Raw genomic sequence first — 17,980 nt, forward strand, 5'->3', positions numbered from 1 at the left:
GGAACCGCCGGATCCCGCCACGCCTCTTCCCGGCATGACGAACAGGCGCACACTCCTCCAGCTCGCCGGGCTCACCGGCGCCGGCGCGGTCCTCGGCGCCTGCGACTCCGGTACCGCCGCCAAGCCCGAACCGCCCCGCGGTGACCTGCTCATCGTGGAGACGGAGGCCGGGCTCTCGGTCGTGGACTCCGGTACCGGCAGGGCCACCCTCCCCGCGGCTCCGTCGATCGTCACCGGTGACAGCGGCCGGCTGGTCCGTACCGAGTGGACCGGCAAGGGCACCAAGCTCGCCACGTACCGGCTGCCCGGCGGTGAGGTGGTCGCGGGCGGCCTGGTCCGCGACAAGCTGGAGGCGCGCGTGGTCTCCGCCGACGGGCGCCTGGTCGCGCTCGCCTCGCCGGCCGGCCCGCGCAGCCGTACCACCATCGCGGTCGCCGACGGCAGCGGCGAGCGGACCCGCGTCGACCTGCCCGGCAACCTCGACCCGGAGGCGTTCGACGTCACCGGGCAGTACCTCTTCGTCCTCGACTACCTGCCGCCCACCGCGCCGGACCGGTATCGCGTGCGCGCCCTCAACCTGCGCTCCGGTGCGCTGGAGCCGCTGCACACCCGGGCCAAGGCGGTGCTGCCGCCGGGCGCCGAGGAGGAGATGCGCGGCCAGGGGCGGCAGGCGGTGTACGACCCGGGGCGGCAGCAGCTCTTCACCCTGTACACCCACCAGCCCGACCACCTGCACAGCCGCGACCTGCTGGCCGGTGCCCGCGACGGCGCCCCGCACGTGCACGCCTTCGTCCACACGCTCCACCTCGGCCAGCGGTGGGCGTACTGCATCGACCTGCCCGAGCCGTTCGGCATGCGGGCCGCCGAGCGGCACGCGATCGCGCTGAGCGGCGACGGCCGGCGGCTCTGCGTGGTGGACGCGGTCACCGGCACGGTCGCGGTGATCGACCCGGACGCCCTGAACGTGCTGAGCACGATGCCGCTGGCCGCCCCGACCGGCGAGGGCCCGGCGACCGCCGCGTTCACCGCCGACGGCCGGCGCCTCGTCGTGGGCGGCGGCGACAAGGTGGTGGTGATGCCGATGGGCACCTCGGACCAGCCCACCCGGTGGTCGACCGGCTCGCGGGTGCGCGGGCTGGCGCTGCTGAACGGCACCGAGAAGGTGTACGTCGGCCAGGACGGCGCGGTCACCGCCCACGACCTGACCACCGGGCGGCAACTCGCCCGCACCGGCGTGCCCGGCCTGGTCTCGGTGCGCCAGGTCGTCGCCCGCTGACCGCCGGCGACCTAGGCCGGCTCGATCGGCGCCAGCGTCGGGCGTTTGGCACTGACGAGGTCGCCCGAGGAGCGGCCGGTGAGGCGGCGTTTGACCCAGGGCGCCAGGTAGCGGCCGGCCCAGCGCAGGTCCGCGGCGCGGGCGGCCAGCCACGGGCTCGGCTCCGGGCGCGGCGGCACCAGCATCCACTCCTCGTCGCAGCCCACGCCGAGCGCGGTCAGCACGTGCGCGGCGACCCGCCGGTGCCCGAGGGCGGACAGGTGCAGGCGGTCGACGCTCCACAAGAGAGGGTTGCGAAACTCCTCGTCGGCGTTGAGGTCGATCAGCGTGGCACCGCGGCGCTCGGCGGTGTCGGCCACCGCCTGGTTGAGCATCGCCACGCGCGGCGCGACGATCCGCTGCCCGGGGAGCTTGGCCAGCCCCGAGCCGGCGAACCGGAAGAGGATCACGTCCGCGCCGCTCTCCCGCAGGTCGGCGACCACCTGGTCGAAGCGCTCGATCAGCGCCACCGGGTCGAAGTTGCGGCGCAGCACGTCGTTGCCGCCCGCCGCGAAGCTGATCAGCTCGGGGCGCATCGCCAGCGCCTCCGGCACCTGCTCGGCCACCACGCCGGGGAAGAGCCGCCCCCGGATCGCCAGGTTCGCGTACCGGAAGTCCGGCCCGACCTCGGCCGCCAACCGGGTCGCCACGAGATCCGCCCACCCGCGGTAGACACCACCCTGGGGGTACGGATCGTCCATTCCCTCGGTGAAGCTGTCCCCGACCGCCACGAAGCTGCGCCAACTCACGATCGCAAGTCTCGCACCACACCGCGCCGGCGTATTCCGCGTGCCTCGGCACAGTGATCGCGCCTACGCTGCGCACATGTTGTTGCGGATGTCCACGCTCTTTCTTCGTACGCTGCGCGAGGACCCCGCCGACGCCGAGGTGCCGAGCCACCGGCTGCTGCTGCGGGCTGGCATGATCCGGCGGGCCGCCCCGGGCGGGTTCACCTGGCTGCCGCTGGGCAAGCTGGTGCTCGACCGGGTCACGCAGGTGGTTCGCGAGGAGATGGCGGCGATCGGCGGCCAGGAGGTGTCGTTTCCGGCCCTCCTGCCGCGCGAGCCGTACGAGACGAGCGGCCGCTGGACCGAGTACGGCGCGGACATCTTCACGCTCAAGGACCGCCGCGGCGCCGACTACCTGCTCGCGCCCACGCACGAGGAGATCGTCACGCTGCTCGTCGGCGACACGCTCAGCTCCTACAAGGACTACCCGGTGATCCTCTACCAGGTGCAGAGCAAGTTCCGGGACGAGGCGCGGCCCCGGGGCGGGCTGCTGCGCGGGCGCGAGTTCCTGATGAAGGACGCGTACTCCTTCGACCTGGACGACGCCGGCCTGGACGCCGCGTACGACAAGCACCGCGGCGCGTACCAGCGGATCTTCGACCGGCTCGGGCTCGACTACACGATCGTCTCCGCGGTGTCCGGCGCGATGGGTGGGTCGGCGTCCGAGGAGTTCCTGGCCGCCTCGCCGGTGGGCGAGGACACGTTCGTGGGGTGCACGCACTGCGACTACGCCGCGAACACCGAGGCGGTGACCACACCCGCCCCGGCCCCGAGCGACCCCGCCGCCGCTCCCGCCCTGGAGGTGCACGACACCCCGGACACGCCGACGATCGACACGCTCGTCGCGCTCGCCAACACCCGCCGGCTGGGCGGTCGCGCCGACTGGACCGCCGCCGACACGCTCAAGAACGTCGTGCTCACCGTCTCGCCGCCCGGCGCCGACCCGTACCTGCTGGCCATCGGCGTGCCCGGCGACCGCGAGGTGGACCTCAAGCGGGTGGCGGCCGCGCTACACCCGGCGGTCGTGGCGATGTTCGACGGCTGGGCGGGGCGGCCGGACCTGGTCCGCGGCTACATCGGACCGCAGAAGCTCGACCTGCGCTACCTGGTCGACCCGCGGGTGGTCCCCGGCACCGCGTGGCTGACCGGTGCGAACGAGCCCGGCCGGCACGCCGTCAACGTGGTGTGCGGCCGCGACTTCACACCCGACGGCACGATCGAGGCCGCCGAGGTACGCCCCGGCGACCCCTGCCCCGCCTGCGGCACCGGCACGCTGACCATGCGCCGGGGCATCGAGATCGGGCACATCTTCCAGCTCGGCCGCCGCTTCACGGACGCGTTCGGCGTCGACGCGCTCGGGCCGGACGGCAAGCCGGTGCGGCCGACGATGGGCTGCTACGGCATCGGCCTCTCCCGCGCGGTGGCGGCCATCGCCGAGCAGCACCACGACGAGCGCGGGCTCATGTGGCCGCGCGACGTGGCGCCGTTCGACATCCACGTGATCGCCGCCGGAAAGGACCTCGGGCCCGCGGCGGTCGAGCTCGGCGGTCGCCTCGCTGCCCGCGGGCGGCGGGTGCTGGTCGACGACCGGACGCAGGTGTCCGCGGGGGTGAAATTCACCGACGCCGAGCTGATCGGCATCCCCGAGGCCGTCGTGGTCGGCCGCCGCTTCAGCGACGGGTACGTGGAGTGGCGTGACCGCGTCACGGGCGAGCGCTCCGAGGTGCCGCTCGACCGGGTGTAGCGCGCTCCCATCCGGGTACCGAGCTCTCATGGCTACCCGGACTGTGCGCGACGTGATGACCAGGCGGGTCGTCTACCTACCCGCTGAGACCCCGGTGGACGAGGCGGCGCAGGCCATGCGCGCGGCCGACATCGGCGATGTCGTGATCACCGACGGCCCGGTGCTGGCCGGCATCCTCACCGACCGCGACATCGTGGTGCGAGCGGTCGCGGAGCGTCTGGACCCCGGCCGGACAACCGTCGGCGCGATCGCCAGCTCCGAGCTGATCATGATCCAGCAGGACGCCACCCCTCAGGAGGCGGTACGGCTGATGCGCCAGCGGGCCGTGCGCCGGCTGCTCGTGTGCGACGCCGACCGCCAGCTCGTCGGCGTCATCTCGCTCGGCGACCTCGCGATGCACCTGGACCTGTCGTCTGTGCTCAGCGACATCAGCGAGGCCACGCCCAGTAGTAGTTGATCTTCAGGTTTCACGTGCAACGGTATCGACGGTCTTGGCTAGACCCTCGACCACCTGCGCGTTCGGCAGCGCACCGAGCGCCGGGCCGGGCAGCGCGATCTTGCTGTGCCGCACGCCCGAGCCGATGATCACGTGGCCGGCGGCGATCACCCGGGAGTCGACCAGGATCGGCCAGCTCTCGGGGAGGCCGATCGGCGTGATCCCGCCGTACTCCATCCCGGTCAGCTCCACCGCCTCGGCCATCGGCGCGAAGCTCGCCTTACGCACGTCGAGCATCTTGCGCACCACGCCGTTGACGTCGGCCCGGGTGGTGGCCAGGATGACGCAGGCCGCGTACCGGGTCACGCCCTCGCGCTTGCCGGCGACCACCACGCAGTTGGCCGAGATGTCGAGCCCCACCTCGTACGCCTCGCAGAACGCGGCGGTGTCCGCCAGCGTGGGGTCGATCGGCGCCACCAGCACCTCGTCCACGTCGACCGGTGCCTCGGCCGGCCAGGCGTCCAGCGCGGCGGCGGTGGGCGCGGCGAGCAGGTCCGGCCGGGTGCGGGCCGGCTCGGTCTTCAAGGTCCCTATCACGCCTGCGAGTCTCGCACCGGCCCGTACCGCTCGGCGAGGTAGCCCTGCCACGTCCGCGTTCCGGTGGGCTGGTCGGGGGTGGTGAGCAGCCCACCGCGCATCGCCCGCGCGGTCTTGCCGGGCAGGCGGAGCGAGAGCACCGGACGGCGCTTGCCGGTCGCCCGCAGCCAGGAGCGCACGATCTCCTCCGAGGTCTGCACCGCCGGCCCGCCGAGGTTCTCCACCCGGCGGCTCGGCCCGGCCGCCAGCAGCGCGGCGATCCGGTCGGCGACGTCGCGCGGGTCCACCAGCTGCACGGCGATCCCGGGGTCGGCGACCAGCACGCCCAGCCGGCTCGCGAGCGGCAGGAAGCGTTCGTCCACAAGCTGTGGAAACTGGGTGGCACGCAGGATCGACCACGGCACCGGGCCGGCTTGCAGCACCTTCTCGGCGGCGAGCTTGGCTCGGTAGTACGAGATCGGGATCCGGTCGATGCCGACGATCGAGATGTAGACGAAGTGCCCCACCCCGGCCCGCTCGGCGGCGGCCGCGAGGCGGCGGGTGCCGGCGACGTCCACCTCGCCGGCCTTGTTGTATCGCGTCGTGGCGGAGGCCAGGTGGACCACCGCGTCCATACCGGTGACCGCTTCGGCCAGCCCTTCTCCGGTCGCGAGGTCGGCCTTGACCCAGCCCGGCCTGGGGCGGCGGCTGGTGCCGCGCACCTCGTGGCCAGCCTGTTCGAGGCGGGGAACCACGGCCTGGCCGAGCACACCGCTCGCGCCTGTCACGAGAACCTTCATGGTGGATGGACGAGGTACCCCGGTGAAACGTGACGGCTTGACGCCACTGGCTAATGATGTTAGCTTTTTGGCTATGACGACTAGTTACCTTGATCGTGGCGAGGGCCGGATCGCGTACGAGGTGGCGGGCGAAGGGCCGCTCGTCGTCTGCGTGCCCGGCATGGGCGACCTGCGCTCCGCGTTCCGCTTCACCGTCCCCGCGCTGCTCGGGGCGGGCTACCGGGTGGCGGCGATGGACCTGCGCGGGCATGGGGAGAGCGACGACGGCTTCACCGCGTACGACGATCCCGCCCTCGCCTCCGACATCCGCGCGCTCGTCGCCCACCTGGGCGGGCCGGCGCTGCTGATCGGCAACTCGATGGGTGCCGCCAGCTCGATCATCGCGGCGGCCGAGCAGCCGGAGCTCGTGGCCGGCCTGGCGCTGATGGGGCCCTGGGTGCGCGACCCCAAGCCCAACCCGGTGATGCGCCTGGTGCAGCGCGTCATGCTGGTCAAGCCGTGGGGCCCGGCCGCCTGGCGGGCGTTCTACAAGACGCTCTACCCCGGCCGCCGCCCCGACGACCTGGCCAGCCACGTCGACCGCATCGGCGCCGCCATGCGCCGGGGCGACCACTGGCGCTCCTTCGCGCGGACCACGACCACCAGCCACGCGCCGGTCGAGGCCCGCCTCGACGACGTGCGGGCACCGGCGCTGGTGGTGATGGGCGAAAAGGACCCCGACTTCCCGGACCCGGCGGCCGAGGCCCGGTTCGCGGCCGAGCGGCTCCACGGCGAGCTGCTGATGGTGCCCGACTCCGGCCACTATCCACAGGCCGACTCCCCCGACGTGGTCAACCCGGCGGTGCTCACCTTCGCGGCGAAGGTCTTCGGCTGAGCCGTCGCGGCGCTCAGTCCTTGCGGAAGGTCAGGCAGTAGTCCGCGCTGAGGCCGGGCAGCAGCTCGTCCCAGCACAGAAACGTCTCATGCCGCAACGACAGATGGCGGCAGAGCACCCGGCCCATGTCCCAGGCGAGCGGCGTGATGAAGCCGTCGTCTTCGAGGTTGGCCACGTTGACGACCGCGTGCCCGCTGGGCCGGAGCAGCCCCGCCACCTGCCGGAAGACGTCGCCAATCTCGGCCAGGTAGGTCACGTAGTCGCCGTCCAGCGTCTCGTACGCTGTCAGCGGGTTTTCCGGGTGGTCGGTCGCGCTCATGTACGGCGGCGAAGTCATGCACAGGTCGACCGGCCCGTCCACCAGCGCCGAGAGGTTGCGCGCGTCGCCCTGCACGACCCGCACATCGCCGCCGCCGCTCAGCCGCCCCCGGATCAGATCGACGCGCTCGTCGAGCAACTCGACGCCGACCGCCCGCCGCCCCATCCGCTCGGCCACCACGAGCGTGGTGCCAAAGCCGGCGAACGGGTCGAGCACCAGATCCCCCGGCGACGTGTACTCCTCCAGGGCCGCCTCGACCAGCGCCTCCGGGTAGTGCACGTCTTCGTCGGCACCCTCCGGGCGCTCCGCGATCAGGTCAGCCGACTTCAGGTACAGCCACGGTCTCACTGCGCCAGTATCCGGCCGCGGGGTTTCCGGCAGTCACCCCCGGTGCCGCACCAGCGCCGGCCATCACACCCGGGCGTCCACTCCACGGTGGGTCAGCCGACGCGGAATCGGTCGGCGCTCCGGCGGATGGAGATGTGTCGATACGCTGAATAGCCTGACCGCATGACGGCGACCGGACCGTCGACGGGCCTCGTCGTCGGCACGTTGTTTATGGGGTTGGTGGCCTCGCTCTTCTGGCCCGTGACCCGCTACCTCATCACGATCGCCCACGAGGGCACGCACGCCATGACTGGCTCGATGACCGGCGGCAAGGTCCTGTACGTCCAGGTAAATGCCGACGCCACCGGCGAGACGAAGGCCAGCGGCAACCTGTTCCTCTACTGGATCGCCGGGTATGTCGGCCCGTCCCTGTTCGGCATCGCCGGAGCGATCCTGCTCGACAACGGCGCACACCCGGACGCCATCCTCTGGACGACCATCGTCCTGCTCGGCGCGGTCGTCCTGCAGATGCGCAAGTTCTTCGGCATCGCCGCCGTGGCTGTCGCCGGCTTCTTCCTCATCATGATCGTCCGCAACGCCACACCGACCGCGCGCGAGGTCTGCGCGTACACGCTGATCTGGTTTCTGCTCTTCGGCGGCGTCATCCAAAACATGGAGGACAACCGGAAAAGCGTCGGCTGGTCGGGAGACGGCGCCTCTCTCCGCGACTACACCAAGATCCCAAAGGGCTTCTGGGGGATGCTCTGGTGGCTGGCGACGCTGGCGGCGCTCGGCTACGGCGGTGGCATCCTCGTCGGGGCGATCGACGCACCCGGCACCTGAGACGGCCCCGACGAGCAGCGGCGACGCCATCGTGGGCCGGAGGCATCACCATGCGAACCAGACCGCGACCATCGCCGGTGACCCACTGCCGCTACGTTTGACCAGGTCACGGAGCCGAGGCGGTGTCCGGTGAGCCGTCGGTCCAGTCGTCCCCTAGGTTCGGTATACGTCGCGGCGATGGTCGACGTCGACCACGGTGACGGTGCGGGTGGCGTCGTCGATTCGGTAGATGATCCGGTAGGTGCCGCGGCGGGCGCTGAATCGGTCCGCCAGCGGTGGAAGCAGTCGTTTGCCGACACGGTATGGCTGGCGGACCAAGGGCCCGACCATGAGCTCATAGGCCGCCACCGCGACCGCCTCGGGCAGTCGTTCGGCCAACGCACGGCGGACGGTCGGGGTGGTACGCAGTTCGTAAGGCTCGGCCGGATCTACCTCGCTCACGCCGCCGGGGAACGGCGACGGCGTATGGCGTCGGCGAGTTCGCCAGCGGACACCTGTTCGCCTCTGGCCAGCTCGGCGTCTGATTCGGCCAGCCGTCGCAGCGTCGCTGGATCGCCGAGTACCGCGAGTGTCTCCTCCAACTGCTCCAGGTCCTCGACCGACAGCAGCACGGCCGAGGGACGGCCGTGCACCGTTACGGTTACCCGCTCATGGTGGTCGTGGACCCGGCCGACCAGCTCGGACAGGTGTGTCTTTACCTCGCCCAGCGGCAACGTCGTCATAGTCAAAAGTATGACCAAAATACGGCGAGCTGTCGACCGGTCACCGGATCTGGCCGCAACATTTCTTGTACTTGGCGCCCGATGCGCACCAGCACGGCGAATTACGCGGCGGCGGCCAGGCGATGGTGGCCTCTTCGGCGACAGTCTCGCCGAAGGCTGCCTTGGTTTCAGGGTCGGTCGGCGATCCGCCCACCCGATCGGCGAACTCACACAGCTGCGAGACCGTCGCCGGGACAACTCGAATGGCCGGCACACCGCTTTCGGCGAGATCGCGCCATCGACGCTCCGCTGCCGGGTAGTACTCCTCGTCGCTGTCCTGGTACTCCTGCGGCCAACGTCGCCGAGCCTCGGCCCGCTCGCCGCGCTGGAACACCAGCATCCGCACCTGTCGCGGCATCCGGCCAGCCTCGATGTATTCCCGGACGCCGTGGACATCGACCGGCCGGCGCGCGGACGGTGGCTCCGGCGTGATCTCGTCCGTCGAGTCGGCCGGCAACCCCAGCTGGCTGCGGACCTCCCGCCGGCCGCACAGCATCACCGAGGACATCTGCATCCAACCTGTGGGCCCACGCAGCGTCTCGATCTCGTCCGGGCTGAGTCGGGCAACAGCACGGTCGTACCAGGTCAGGGCGCCATCGAGATCACCGCGCTCGGCCAGCAGCTCAGCCACCATCGTGCAATGCCCGCCGTGCAACGCCGAATCGCGGGCAAGGCGAGCCAGTTCGGCATACGCATCCTCAGCCGCGCCCTGCTCAAAGAGCGTCTCGGCCAACTCGAAGCGGGCATAGCAAGCATCCTCGCCGCCGGCACCGACGAGCTCGGTCAACAACTCCCGGGCACGGTCCGTGCGACCTGCCCGTCGCCAGGCAGCGGCGGCTTCCAGCAGGATCTCGCCACGCTCGTCGGGAAACTCCTCGGCCTGAACCTCAAGAGCGGCTGCCTCGTCAAGAGCAGTCATAGCCACGGCCAGGACCGTACTCTCCGCGCATGCGACGGCAAGCCTGACACGGCGTATCAGCCAAGTGGTTCGCACAATGGTCGAACACCATTGACGAAGCCGCTGCTCAGAGGCGAGGTGGAGCCGAGGGGACTCGAACCCCTAACCCCTGCCTTGCAAAGGCAGTGCTCTGCCAGTTGAGCTACGGCCCCGCTGGCGGCGCGGCCGCCGGCGAGTGGACTAGCGGAGGTCGGGCGCGGTGGTGGCCTCGTGCCACAGGGCGCGCTCGTCGTTGGACTCCTTGACCTTCTTCGCGATCAGGGCCGCCGCACCGATCACACCGGCGATGATAATGATCTTCTTCCACATTGGGGTGATCCCCTTCAGGTTGAGTTATCTCGGCCGGATGACTACATGGTGGGGCTAGATGGAATCGAACCATCGACCTCAGAGTTATCAGCTCTGCGCTCTAACCGACTGAGCTATAGCCCCGCGCGTGCGACGACGAGGTTACCGTACCCGGGAAGCTTCTCCCAAGTTGGGGCGCCCGCCACGCCGAGCGCCCCAGGTGTGTCCTCTCGTGCCTGTCAGTCCCGTTCGGCCAGGGTCAGCTCGATGCCGCCGACCAGGTCGGCGCAGACGTTGTAGATGAACGCACCGAGCGTGGCCAGCGCCGTGAAGAGCACCACGTTGACCGCTCCGATCAGCGCGGACGTGCCGATGACGCCCTTGGCGGTGATCCGGAACGTGCTGGCGTTTTCCCCACCGCCGGCGCTCACCAGGTCGGTCAGGCTGCTGTTGACGCTCTCGAAGACGCCCATGGCGTCGAGTGCGAGGTACAGCACAGAGGTGGCGACGATCACCACGATGAACAGCACCAGCGACACCGCGAACGAGAACTTCATCACCGACCACGGGTCGATGCGCTTTACGTTGAGCTTGGCCCGCCGGGGACCGCGCGAGGCCGCGGACGCCACCGTGCTGCGGGCAGCACGCACCGCCTCGCCGACCCGAGCCGCACCCACCGCTGCCGCGCCGGTCGCACCCGCGGCGCCCACCGTGCGCACCGAGGCTCCACCCGCGGCCGCCCGTCCGGTGCCCGGGCGCGCTCCCACGCCCGGCGGCATGGCGGGCCCACCCGGCGCGGCGCCGGGTGTCACCTGGGTCGCGCCCGCCGGGGGCGAACTCACGGGCGCCTTGCCGGCGGCCACCGGCGGGGCGGCGCCGGGAGCACCCGGAGGCTGCTTCGACCCGTCTGCGGGCGGCTGGTCCGGTGGGGGCGGCATGCCAGGAGCCCGGGTGAACTTCGGGGACGGTGCCTCAGCGGGGACTGCCGCCCGGCCCACGACCGCGCGGCCGGTCGCCGGTGTGCCGCTCGGGGCGGCCTCCCCCTCGACCGGGTTGGTCGAGGTCCCCGCAGCCCCCGACTTCGCCTGTGTCTCCGTCATCAACTAGTCCTGTTCGTCAGGCTCGTCGGCATTGCGAGCAATGGCCACGATGGTTACACCGTCTGGCAGGTCCATCAACTTGACCCCCATTGTGTTCCGATCGCGAGTGCGGCGTACAGGCTTCACCGGAGTCCGGATAACTCCACCGTTACTTGTGATAGCGAAGAGTTCGTCGTCCGGGTTGATGACGACCGCACCGACAAGTGCACCACGACGCTCCGTGATCTTGGCGGTCAACACGCCCTTACCACCACGACCCTGCACCGGGTACTCCTCGATCGGTGTTCGCTTGGCATACCCGCCGTTGGTCGCAACCAAAACATCCATGCCCTCGCGTACGACCTCCATCGCGAGAAGCACGTCGTCCTCGCTGAACCGCATGCCTATCACACCCGAGGTAGCCCGCCCCATCGGACGCAGCGCCTCGTCGGTCGCGTTGAAGCGGATCGCCTGTGCGTTCTTGGAGACCAGCAGGAGGTCGTCCTGCGGGCCGGCGAGCGCGGCGCCGACCAGTTCGTCCTCGTCCCGCAGGTTGATCCCGATGATCCCGCCGCTGCGGTTGGAGTCGAACTCCTCCAGCCTTGTCTTCTTCACGAGCCCATTCTTGGTGGCGAGCACAAGGTATGGCGCCACCTGGTAGTTCGGGATCACGATGACCTGCGCGATGTGCTCCTCCGGCTGGAAGGCGAGCAGGTTGGCCACGTGCTGCCCCTTGGCCACCCGGTTCGCCTCGGGCAGCTCGTACGCCTTGGCCCGGTAGACCCGCCCCTTGTTCGTGAAGAACAGCATCCAGGAGTGCGTCGACGTGACGAAGAAGTGGCTGACGATGTCGTCCTGGCGAAGTGAGGCCCCGCTCACGCCCTTGCCGCCCCGGCGCTGCGAGCGGTAGAGGTCGACCTTGGTGCGCTTGGCGTACCCGGTGCGGGTGATCGTGACCACCACGTCCTCGCGCGCGATGAGGTCTTCCATCGAGACCTCGCCGTCGAACGGGACGATCTTGGTCCGCCGGTCGTCGCCCCACTTCGCGACGATCTCGGCCAGCTCCTCCGAGATGATCCTCCGCTGCCGCTCGGGCTTCGCCAGGATGTCCTTGAGATCCGCGATCTCCAGCTCGATCTTCGCCAGCTCGTCGATGATCTTCTGGCGCTCCAGGGCGGCCAGGCGGCGCAGCTGCATGTCGAGGATGGCCGTGGCCTGAACCTCGTCGATGTCGAGCAGCTGGATCAGGCCGGTCCGGGCCTCCTCCACCGTGGGCGAACGCCGGATGAGCGCGATCACCTCGTCGAGCGCGTCGAGCGCCTTGACCAGACCGCGGAGGATGTGCGCCCGCTCCTCCGCCTTACGCAGCCGGAAAGCGGTGCGCCGGCGGATCACGTCGATCTGGTGCTCGACGTAGTAACGGATGAACTGGGCCAGGTTGAGCGTGCGCGGCACGCCGTCGACCAGCGCCAGCATGTTGGCGCCGAACGTCTCCTGTAGCTGGGTGTGCTTGTACAGGTTGTTGAGCACGACCTTGGCGACCGCGTCGCGCTTGAGCACGATCACGATCCGCATACCCGTACGGCCGGAGGACTCGTCGCGGATGTCCGCGATGCCGGCGAGCTTGCCCTCCTTGACCAGCTCGGCGATCCGCTCGGCGAGGTTGTCCGGGTTGACCTGGTACGGCAGCTCGGTGACGACGAGGCAGGCGCGCCCCTTCTTGTCCTCCTCGACCTCGACCACCGCGCGCATCCGGATCGAGCCACGGCCGGTCCGGTACGCGTCCTGGATGCCGGCCATGCCGACGATCAGGCCGTACGTCGGGAAGTCGGGACCCTTGACGATCTGGATCAGCTCGTCGAGCGTGGTGGCCTCGTCGGCGTCCGGATGCTCCAGGCACCACTGCACGGCCGCGGCGATCTCCCGCAGGTTGTGCGGCGGGATCTTGGTGGCCATGCCGACCGCGATGCCCTCGGAGCCGTTGATCAGCAGGTTGGGAATCCGCGACGGCAGGATGGTGGGCTCCTTGGCCCGGCCGTCGTAGTTGTCCTGCATGTCGACGGTGTCTTCGTCGATGTCCCGCAGCATCTCCATCGCCAGCGGGTCGAGCTTGCACTCCGTGTTGTGGCTGACGAAGCCGTTGGAGATGAACGCGTGGTCGTCGGTGTCGACCCGGATGCTGTAGACGGGCTGGACCCCGGCGTCGGTGACGCTCGCCACCTCGGCGTAGTAGAACCGGCCGTCGACGAGCGGCTCGACGACATCCAGTACGTCCGCGTCCAGGTGTGCCGCGATCTCCGCCCGGTCACGCTCCCAGCGCTCGATCCGGTCGACGTTGTGCCGGCGCAGCCAGTCGCGCTCGGTCCAGCGCTGCGCGCCGTGCTCCCGGATGAAGTCGCCGACGTACGGCACGCGGTCGCTGGAGAGCGCCGAGCCCCGCGCCGGGATCAGGGCGAGGTCGGCCGCGAGCTTGACCTGCTTGCGACCCAGGAAGCCGACCCGCTCCGCGAAGATGCGCGCGTCGCGGAGGTTGGTGATGACGACCTTGATCTCGCCGCTCTCGTCGCGGACCTGCCCCGCCACGACGCCGAACTCCAAGAGGAGCTGCTGCACCTGCTGGGCCAGCTGGGCGCTGCGGGTGGGGTACGAGATCTGGATGGTGTTGCGCGGCAGCGGGGACGACGAGCCGTCGCCCTCGAAGAGCGCCTGCAGGAACGCCCGCTTCACCGCCGCCGGCCCGCGCCACACGAACGCGGGGACGGCCTTCTGAGCGCTCCGCCCGCCCACCATCTCGCCGAGCGGGCTGCGCCGGAGCGCGGTGAGGTCCTGGACGTCGATCTCGTAGAGGGTGCTGCCCGAGGCGATGACCCGCTCCGAGACGTCCCGCGGGCCGCCAACCGCCACGTCGTAGGCGGCGAGCACGCGGTCGAAGAACTTCCGGTCGGTGTTGTTGAAGCCGGCGCGGCCGCTGGACACCCACCCCTCGCCGACGAGGGCGCCGGCGAGGAGGGCGGCCTCGACGTGCTCCAGCATCGGGTAGCCGATCTCGTCCGGGACCACCCGCTGCAGCACGACGCGGTCGCCGGGACGGATCTCCTCCAGGAGCTTCCACAGCAGGGTGGGCACGCCGGCCACGTCGACCAGGCAGAGCACCGGATGGTTGCGGGTGCCGGTCAGCGCGTACCCCTCGCGGGTGCGCAGGCTCAGCGTCGGGTGCTCGCCGGAGTGGAAGAACTTCGACGCCCGCACCAGGTCGCCGTTTCGGTCGACGACCTTGAGGTCGATGTCGTGCTCGGAGCCGGACGCCGCACCGGGGACGATCTCGTCGATCCGGACCGTGCCTTCGGCGGTGCGAATTCGGGCATCTCCCGACAGGCAATACCTCATCGCCGCGGCCGGGTCGTTTCCGGGGGAACCGAAGTTGCCGTTGCCGTCGACCAGGGGGTAGCGCAGCGACCACGGCTGGGCCATGCGCACGAGCGCGTCGTAGATGGCCGAGTCGCCGTGGGGGTGGAACTGGCCCATGACGTCGCCGACGACGCGGGAGCACTTCACGTAGCCGCGGTCCGGCCGGTAGCCGGAGTCGTACATGGCGTAGAGGATCTTGCGGTGGACGGGCTTGAGGCCGTCGCGCACGTCGGGCAGCGCCCTACCGACGATCACGCTCATCGCGTAGTCGAGGTAGGAGCGCTGCATCTCCACCTCGAGCCCGACCGGTTCGACCCGGAGGCGCTGGCCGCCCTCGCCGGTTTCGCCGGCGTCGTTCGAGTCTTCCGGTTCGCTATCGAATGGAGTGTCCGTCACAATCAAACCCTTATCAGACTAAAAGCCGCATAAAGCCTGTGGACAACGGCTGTGGAAACTGCAAAAGCTGTGGATAACGTTGTGGGCCGCGCTAGATGTCCAGGAAGCGCACGTCCTTCGCGTTGCGCTGGATGAACGAGCGGCGCGCCTCGACGTCTTCCCCCATCAGGACGCTGAACAGTTCGTCAGCGGTTGCGGCGTCGTCCAGGGTCACCTGACGCAGCGTACGGGTGGCCGGGTTCATCGTGGTGTCCCACAGCTCCGGGTAGTTCATCTCGCCGAGACCCTTGAACCGCTGGATGTCGTCGGGCTTGGCGTTCGGCTTCTTCTCCTGGCGGAGCCGGATCAGCCCGTCCCGCTCGCGGTCCGAGTACGCGTACTGCGCGTCATCGCCCTTTTTGTTCCACTTGATCTTGTAGAGCGGCGGAGCGGCGAGGTACACGTGGCCCAGCTCGACCAGCGGCCGCATGAAGCGGAAGAGCAGCGTCAGCAGCAGCGTCTGGATGTGCTGGCCGTCGACGTCGGCGTCCGCCATCAGGATGATCTTGTGGTACCGCAGCTTTTCGATGTCGAAGTCCTCGTGCACGCCGGTGCCGAGCGCGGTGATCAGCGACTGGACCTCGTTGTTCTTCAGCACCCGGTCGATCCGCGCCTTCTCGACGTTGAGGATCTTGCCGCGGATCGGCAGGATCGCCTGCGTACGCGGGTCGCGCCCCTGCTTGGCCGAGCCGCCGGCGGAGTCACCCTCGACGATGAACATCTCCGACTCGCGCGGGTCGGTCGACTGGCAGTCGGCCAGCTTGCCCGGCATCGAGCCCGACTCCAGCAGCGACTTGCGGCGGGCCAGCTTGCGGGCCTGCGCGGCGGCGATGCGCGCGCGGGCCGCGGCCGACGCCTTCTGGATGATCATCTTGGCCTCGGCCGGGTTGCGCTCGAACCAGTCGGCCAGCCACTCGTTGCAGACCTTCTGCACGAAGCTCTTCACCGGGGTGTTGCCGAGCTTGGTCTTGGTCTGCCCCTCGAACTGGGGGTTGGCCAGCTTGACCGAGATGATCGCGGCGAGCCCCTCGCGGATGTCCTCGCCGGAGAGCTTCTCGTCGCCCTTGAGCAGCTTCTTGTCCGCGCCGTACTTGTTGACCACGCTCGTCAGCGCCGCCCGGAAGCCTTCCTCGTGGGTGCCGCCCTCGTGGGTGTTGATCGTGTTGGCGAAGGTGTAGACCGACTCGCCGTACGACTCGTTCCACTGCATGGCGATCTCCGCCGCCATGCCCTCCTCCTCGGCGCCGAACTCGATCACGGTCTTGTGGATCGCGTTCTTGGTCTGGTTGAGGTGGCGGACGAAGTCGGCGATGCCGCCCTTGTAGAGGAAGGTCACCTCGCGCGGCTTGCCGTCCTCCTCGACCGTGCGCTCGTCGCGGAGGTGGATGGTGAGCCCGCGGTTGAGGAACGCCATCTCCTGGATGCGGCGGTAGATCGTCTCGAAGGAGAACTCGGTGGTCTCGAAGACCTGCGGGTCCGGCCAGAACGCGACCGAGGAGCCGGTGCGGGTGGTCGGCTCGCCCTTCTCCAGCGGGGTGGGCTTGGAGTTGCTGTACTGCTGGCGGTAGGTGAAGCCGTCCTTCCAGATCTCCAGGTCCATCCGGACCGAGAGCGCGTTGACGACCGACACGCCGACGCCGTGCAGGCCGCCGGAGACCGCGTACGCCTTGCCGTCGAACTTGCCGCCGGCGTGCAGCACGGTCAGGGCCACCTCGACGCCGGGCTTCTTCAGCTTCGGGTGCAGGTCGACCGGAAAGCCACGGCCGTTGTCGATCACCCGCACTCCGCCGTCGCCGAGGAGGATCACGTCGATGGTGTCGCAGTAGCCGGCCAGCGCCTCGTCGACCGCGTTGTCGACGACCTCCCAGACCAGGTGGTGCAGACCCCGTTCACCGGTGGAACCGATGTACATACCGGGGCGCTTGCGGACCGCCTCCAGGCCCTCAAGGACGGTGATCGACTCGGCGCCGTATTCCTGCTTCTTCTGCGCTGCCACCCTCGGCCACTTTCTCGCGCCCGCCCAGCGCTGGTCAGCGCGGGGGGCGCGGGGTATGGCGGGCAGTCACGATGGCAGGGGCGCACGCCACCGCGACGTATGCTGAGGCGGGCGCTCCCGTCACCGCGGTCGCCCGCGGATCACGTTCACTCCGAGCGCCGGGTGATCCGGCGTCTTCGTCGCCTCCAATCTTACTGTGCGGAGGCCGGAAACCGGGTACACGGCACCCCATGCGGGCACCTGAGACCTTCATAGCCGGCCGAATGGCGCCGGGCGCGACTCCCCCCACACACCGGGCACCCCGACGCGGAAGACCGCCAAGCGGGACCGAAACTGCGGGAGTGCCCGCTCGGGGGTCGCGCAAAGGGCACAACGTGTCGTAATTTTGCCCGGCGCCGTTTGAACGACCAGGCGCCTTTCACACTTGGCAGGCGCGCGGTCACGCTGCGCTACAGAGAGGGTGACCCCACGATGGGGCTGGACAACGTTGCCGTGAAATGGCCGCGTACCGGCCGCTTTTACGACCCGGTGGCACCGGCCGAGTTCGTCGACTTCGCCGAGCTCGCGGACGATCCGCGGGTCTCGGCGCCGACCGCCGCGCTGGCCGGCCACATCGCCAAGACGGGTACGGTGCGCGCCACCGCCTACACGGAGCTGGTCGATCTGCTGCTCGGCCTCGACGGTGTGCTGTACGCCACAGAGGCCGCGGCCGAAGACGAAGACCCGGTGATCGACCCCGACGGGTGCGCGTGGATCGCCGGTGGCCTGGAGCGTTTCGTGGAGAGCCACCGGGAGCACGGCGAGGCGGTCACGTTCGACACGGTGGGCGCGGTGCTGCGCGCCGCCCTCGCCGGCGGGCGCCTGGCCGACCAGCAGCTGCGCTGGCTCGACAACCGCCTCGACGGGCTCCGTGACGAGTCGGGCGGCGCGCCGCAGTGGAGCTTCTCCCGCTCGGAGCTCGGCGTGCTCTCCCGCTTCTACCGGCGCTGCGCCGACCACGGCTTCGCCGTCTACGCCGACTTCTGACCAGTTC

General features: G+C 70.0%; 17 protein-coding genes and 2 tRNA genes. 6 read left to right on the forward strand and 13 right to left on the reverse strand.

The annotated features are described in order from the left end of the window. Nucleotides 1-34 precede the first annotated feature (34 nt). A complete protein-coding gene (locus RB614_RS21045) occupies nucleotides 35-1,276 on the forward strand; it encodes a YncE family protein (protein WP_308714281.1) in 1,242 nt (413 codons plus the stop codon). Between the two features lie 11 nt (nucleotides 1,277-1,287). Here the strand turns inward: RB614_RS21045 and RB614_RS21050 are convergent, their stop codons facing one another. After that, entirely contained in the window at nucleotides 1,288-2,064 is a 777-nt protein-coding gene (locus RB614_RS21050) for an SGNH/GDSL hydrolase family protein (RefSeq protein WP_308714282.1), read from the reverse strand. 76 nt (nucleotides 2,065-2,140) lie between these two features. On the opposite strand from RB614_RS21050, the gene RB614_RS21055 reads away from it, so the two are divergent. Both RB614_RS21055 and RB614_RS21060 read left to right on the forward strand, forming a co-directional pair. Then, nucleotides 2,141-3,847: a proline--tRNA ligase gene (locus RB614_RS21055; protein ID WP_308714283.1), complete on the forward strand. Its 1,707-nt coding sequence runs from the start codon at nucleotides 2,141-2,143 to the stop codon at nucleotides 3,845-3,847. A 28-nt stretch (nucleotides 3,848-3,875) separates the two neighbouring features. Beyond that, nucleotides 3,876-4,304 carry a CBS domain-containing protein gene (locus RB614_RS21060; RefSeq protein ID WP_308714284.1) on the forward strand — a complete coding sequence of 143 codons (429 nt, stop codon included), beginning with the start codon at nucleotides 3,876-3,878 and terminating at the stop codon, nucleotides 4,302-4,304. A gap of 3 nt (nucleotides 4,305-4,307) precedes the next feature. Here the strand turns inward: RB614_RS21060 and RB614_RS21065 are convergent, their stop codons facing one another. Next, the gene (locus tag RB614_RS21065) at nucleotides 4,308-4,877 is read right to left on the reverse strand and encodes a YbaK/EbsC family protein (protein ID WP_308714380.1); all 570 of its coding nucleotides are present in this window, start codon (nucleotides 4,875-4,877) and stop codon (nucleotides 4,308-4,310) included. Beyond that, nucleotides 4,877-5,659: an SDR family oxidoreductase gene (locus tag RB614_RS21070; RefSeq protein WP_487379832.1), complete on the reverse strand. Its 783-nt coding sequence runs from the start codon at nucleotides 5,657-5,659 to the stop codon at nucleotides 4,877-4,879. Before RB614_RS21070 ends, RB614_RS21065 begins: the two co-directional genes overlap by 1 nt. Nucleotides 5,660-5,732: 73 nt before the next feature. Between RB614_RS21070 and RB614_RS21075 the strand changes: the two genes are divergently transcribed. Continuing rightward, on the forward strand, nucleotides 5,733-6,533 hold the full coding sequence (locus RB614_RS21075; protein ID WP_308714286.1) for an alpha/beta fold hydrolase: 801 nt from the start codon (nucleotides 5,733-5,735) through the stop codon (nucleotides 6,531-6,533). Nucleotides 6,534-6,546: 13 nt separating this feature from the next. Here the strand turns inward: RB614_RS21075 and RB614_RS21080 are convergent, their stop codons facing one another. Beyond that, the gene (locus tag RB614_RS21080; RefSeq protein WP_308714287.1) at nucleotides 6,547-7,200 is read right to left on the reverse strand and encodes a TRM11 family SAM-dependent methyltransferase; all 654 of its coding nucleotides are present in this window, start codon (nucleotides 7,198-7,200) and stop codon (nucleotides 6,547-6,549) included. Between the two features lie 162 nt (nucleotides 7,201-7,362). On the opposite strand from RB614_RS21080, the gene RB614_RS21085 reads away from it, so the two are divergent. Further along, on the forward strand, nucleotides 7,363-8,022 hold the full coding sequence (locus tag RB614_RS21085; RefSeq protein ID WP_308714288.1) for a M50 family metallopeptidase: 660 nt from the start codon (nucleotides 7,363-7,365) through the stop codon (nucleotides 8,020-8,022). Between the two features lie 153 nt (nucleotides 8,023-8,175). Here the strand turns inward: RB614_RS21085 and RB614_RS21090 are convergent, their stop codons facing one another. The 9 genes from RB614_RS21090 to gyrB form a co-directional block, all read right to left on the reverse strand. Continuing rightward, nucleotides 8,176-8,400, reverse strand: coding sequence for a type II toxin-antitoxin system RelE family toxin (locus RB614_RS21090; RefSeq protein ID WP_308714289.1), 225 nt, complete (start codon nucleotides 8,398-8,400; stop codon nucleotides 8,176-8,178). 59 nt (nucleotides 8,401-8,459) lie between these two features. Next, on the reverse strand, nucleotides 8,460-8,744 hold the full coding sequence (locus RB614_RS21095) for a type II toxin-antitoxin system Phd/YefM family antitoxin (RefSeq protein WP_308714290.1): 285 nt from the start codon (nucleotides 8,742-8,744) through the stop codon (nucleotides 8,460-8,462). A 40-nt stretch (nucleotides 8,745-8,784) separates the two neighbouring features. Continuing rightward, nucleotides 8,785-9,702 (reverse strand): SEC-C metal-binding domain-containing protein, encoded by a 918-nt coding sequence (locus tag RB614_RS21100; RefSeq protein ID WP_308714291.1) that lies wholly within the window; start codon nucleotides 9,700-9,702, stop codon nucleotides 8,785-8,787. A 118-nt stretch (nucleotides 9,703-9,820) separates the two neighbouring features. Continuing rightward, nucleotides 9,821-9,893, reverse strand: a tRNA-Ala gene (locus tag RB614_RS21105). Between the two features lie 28 nt (nucleotides 9,894-9,921). Beyond that, complete coding sequence (locus tag RB614_RS21110; protein ID WP_308714292.1) at nucleotides 9,922-10,050, reverse strand: DLW-39 family protein; 129 nt, start codon at nucleotides 10,048-10,050, stop codon at nucleotides 9,922-9,924. A 46-nt stretch (nucleotides 10,051-10,096) separates the two neighbouring features. After that, nucleotides 10,097-10,173, reverse strand: a tRNA-Ile gene (locus tag RB614_RS21115). Between the two features lie 95 nt (nucleotides 10,174-10,268). Further along, entirely contained in the window at nucleotides 10,269-11,129 is an 861-nt protein-coding gene (locus RB614_RS21120) for a DUF3566 domain-containing protein (protein ID WP_308714293.1), read from the reverse strand. Nucleotides 11,130-11,132: 3 nt separating this feature from the next. Continuing rightward, nucleotides 11,133-14,912 carry an intein-containing DNA gyrase subunit A gene (gyrA, locus tag RB614_RS21125; protein WP_308714294.1) on the reverse strand — a complete coding sequence of 1,260 codons (3,780 nt, stop codon included), beginning with the start codon at nucleotides 14,910-14,912 and terminating at the stop codon, nucleotides 11,133-11,135. A 91-nt stretch (nucleotides 14,913-15,003) separates the two neighbouring features. Further along, nucleotides 15,004-16,947 carry a DNA topoisomerase (ATP-hydrolyzing) subunit B gene (gene gyrB / locus RB614_RS21130; protein WP_308714295.1) on the reverse strand — a complete coding sequence of 648 codons (1,944 nt, stop codon included), beginning with the start codon at nucleotides 16,945-16,947 and terminating at the stop codon, nucleotides 15,004-15,006. A gap of 471 nt (nucleotides 16,948-17,418) precedes the next feature. Here gyrB and RB614_RS21135 point away from each other — a divergent pair, with 471 nt between their 5' ends. Further along, nucleotides 17,419-17,973: a hypothetical protein gene (locus RB614_RS21135; RefSeq protein ID WP_308714296.1), complete on the forward strand. Its 555-nt coding sequence runs from the start codon at nucleotides 17,419-17,421 to the stop codon at nucleotides 17,971-17,973. Nucleotides 17,974-17,980: the final 7 nt, after the last annotated feature.

The sequence above is a fragment of the Phytohabitans maris genome (genome assembly GCF_031085175.1).
Classification (GTDB): Bacteria; Actinomycetota; Actinomycetes; order Mycobacteriales; family Micromonosporaceae; genus Phytohabitans; species Phytohabitans maris.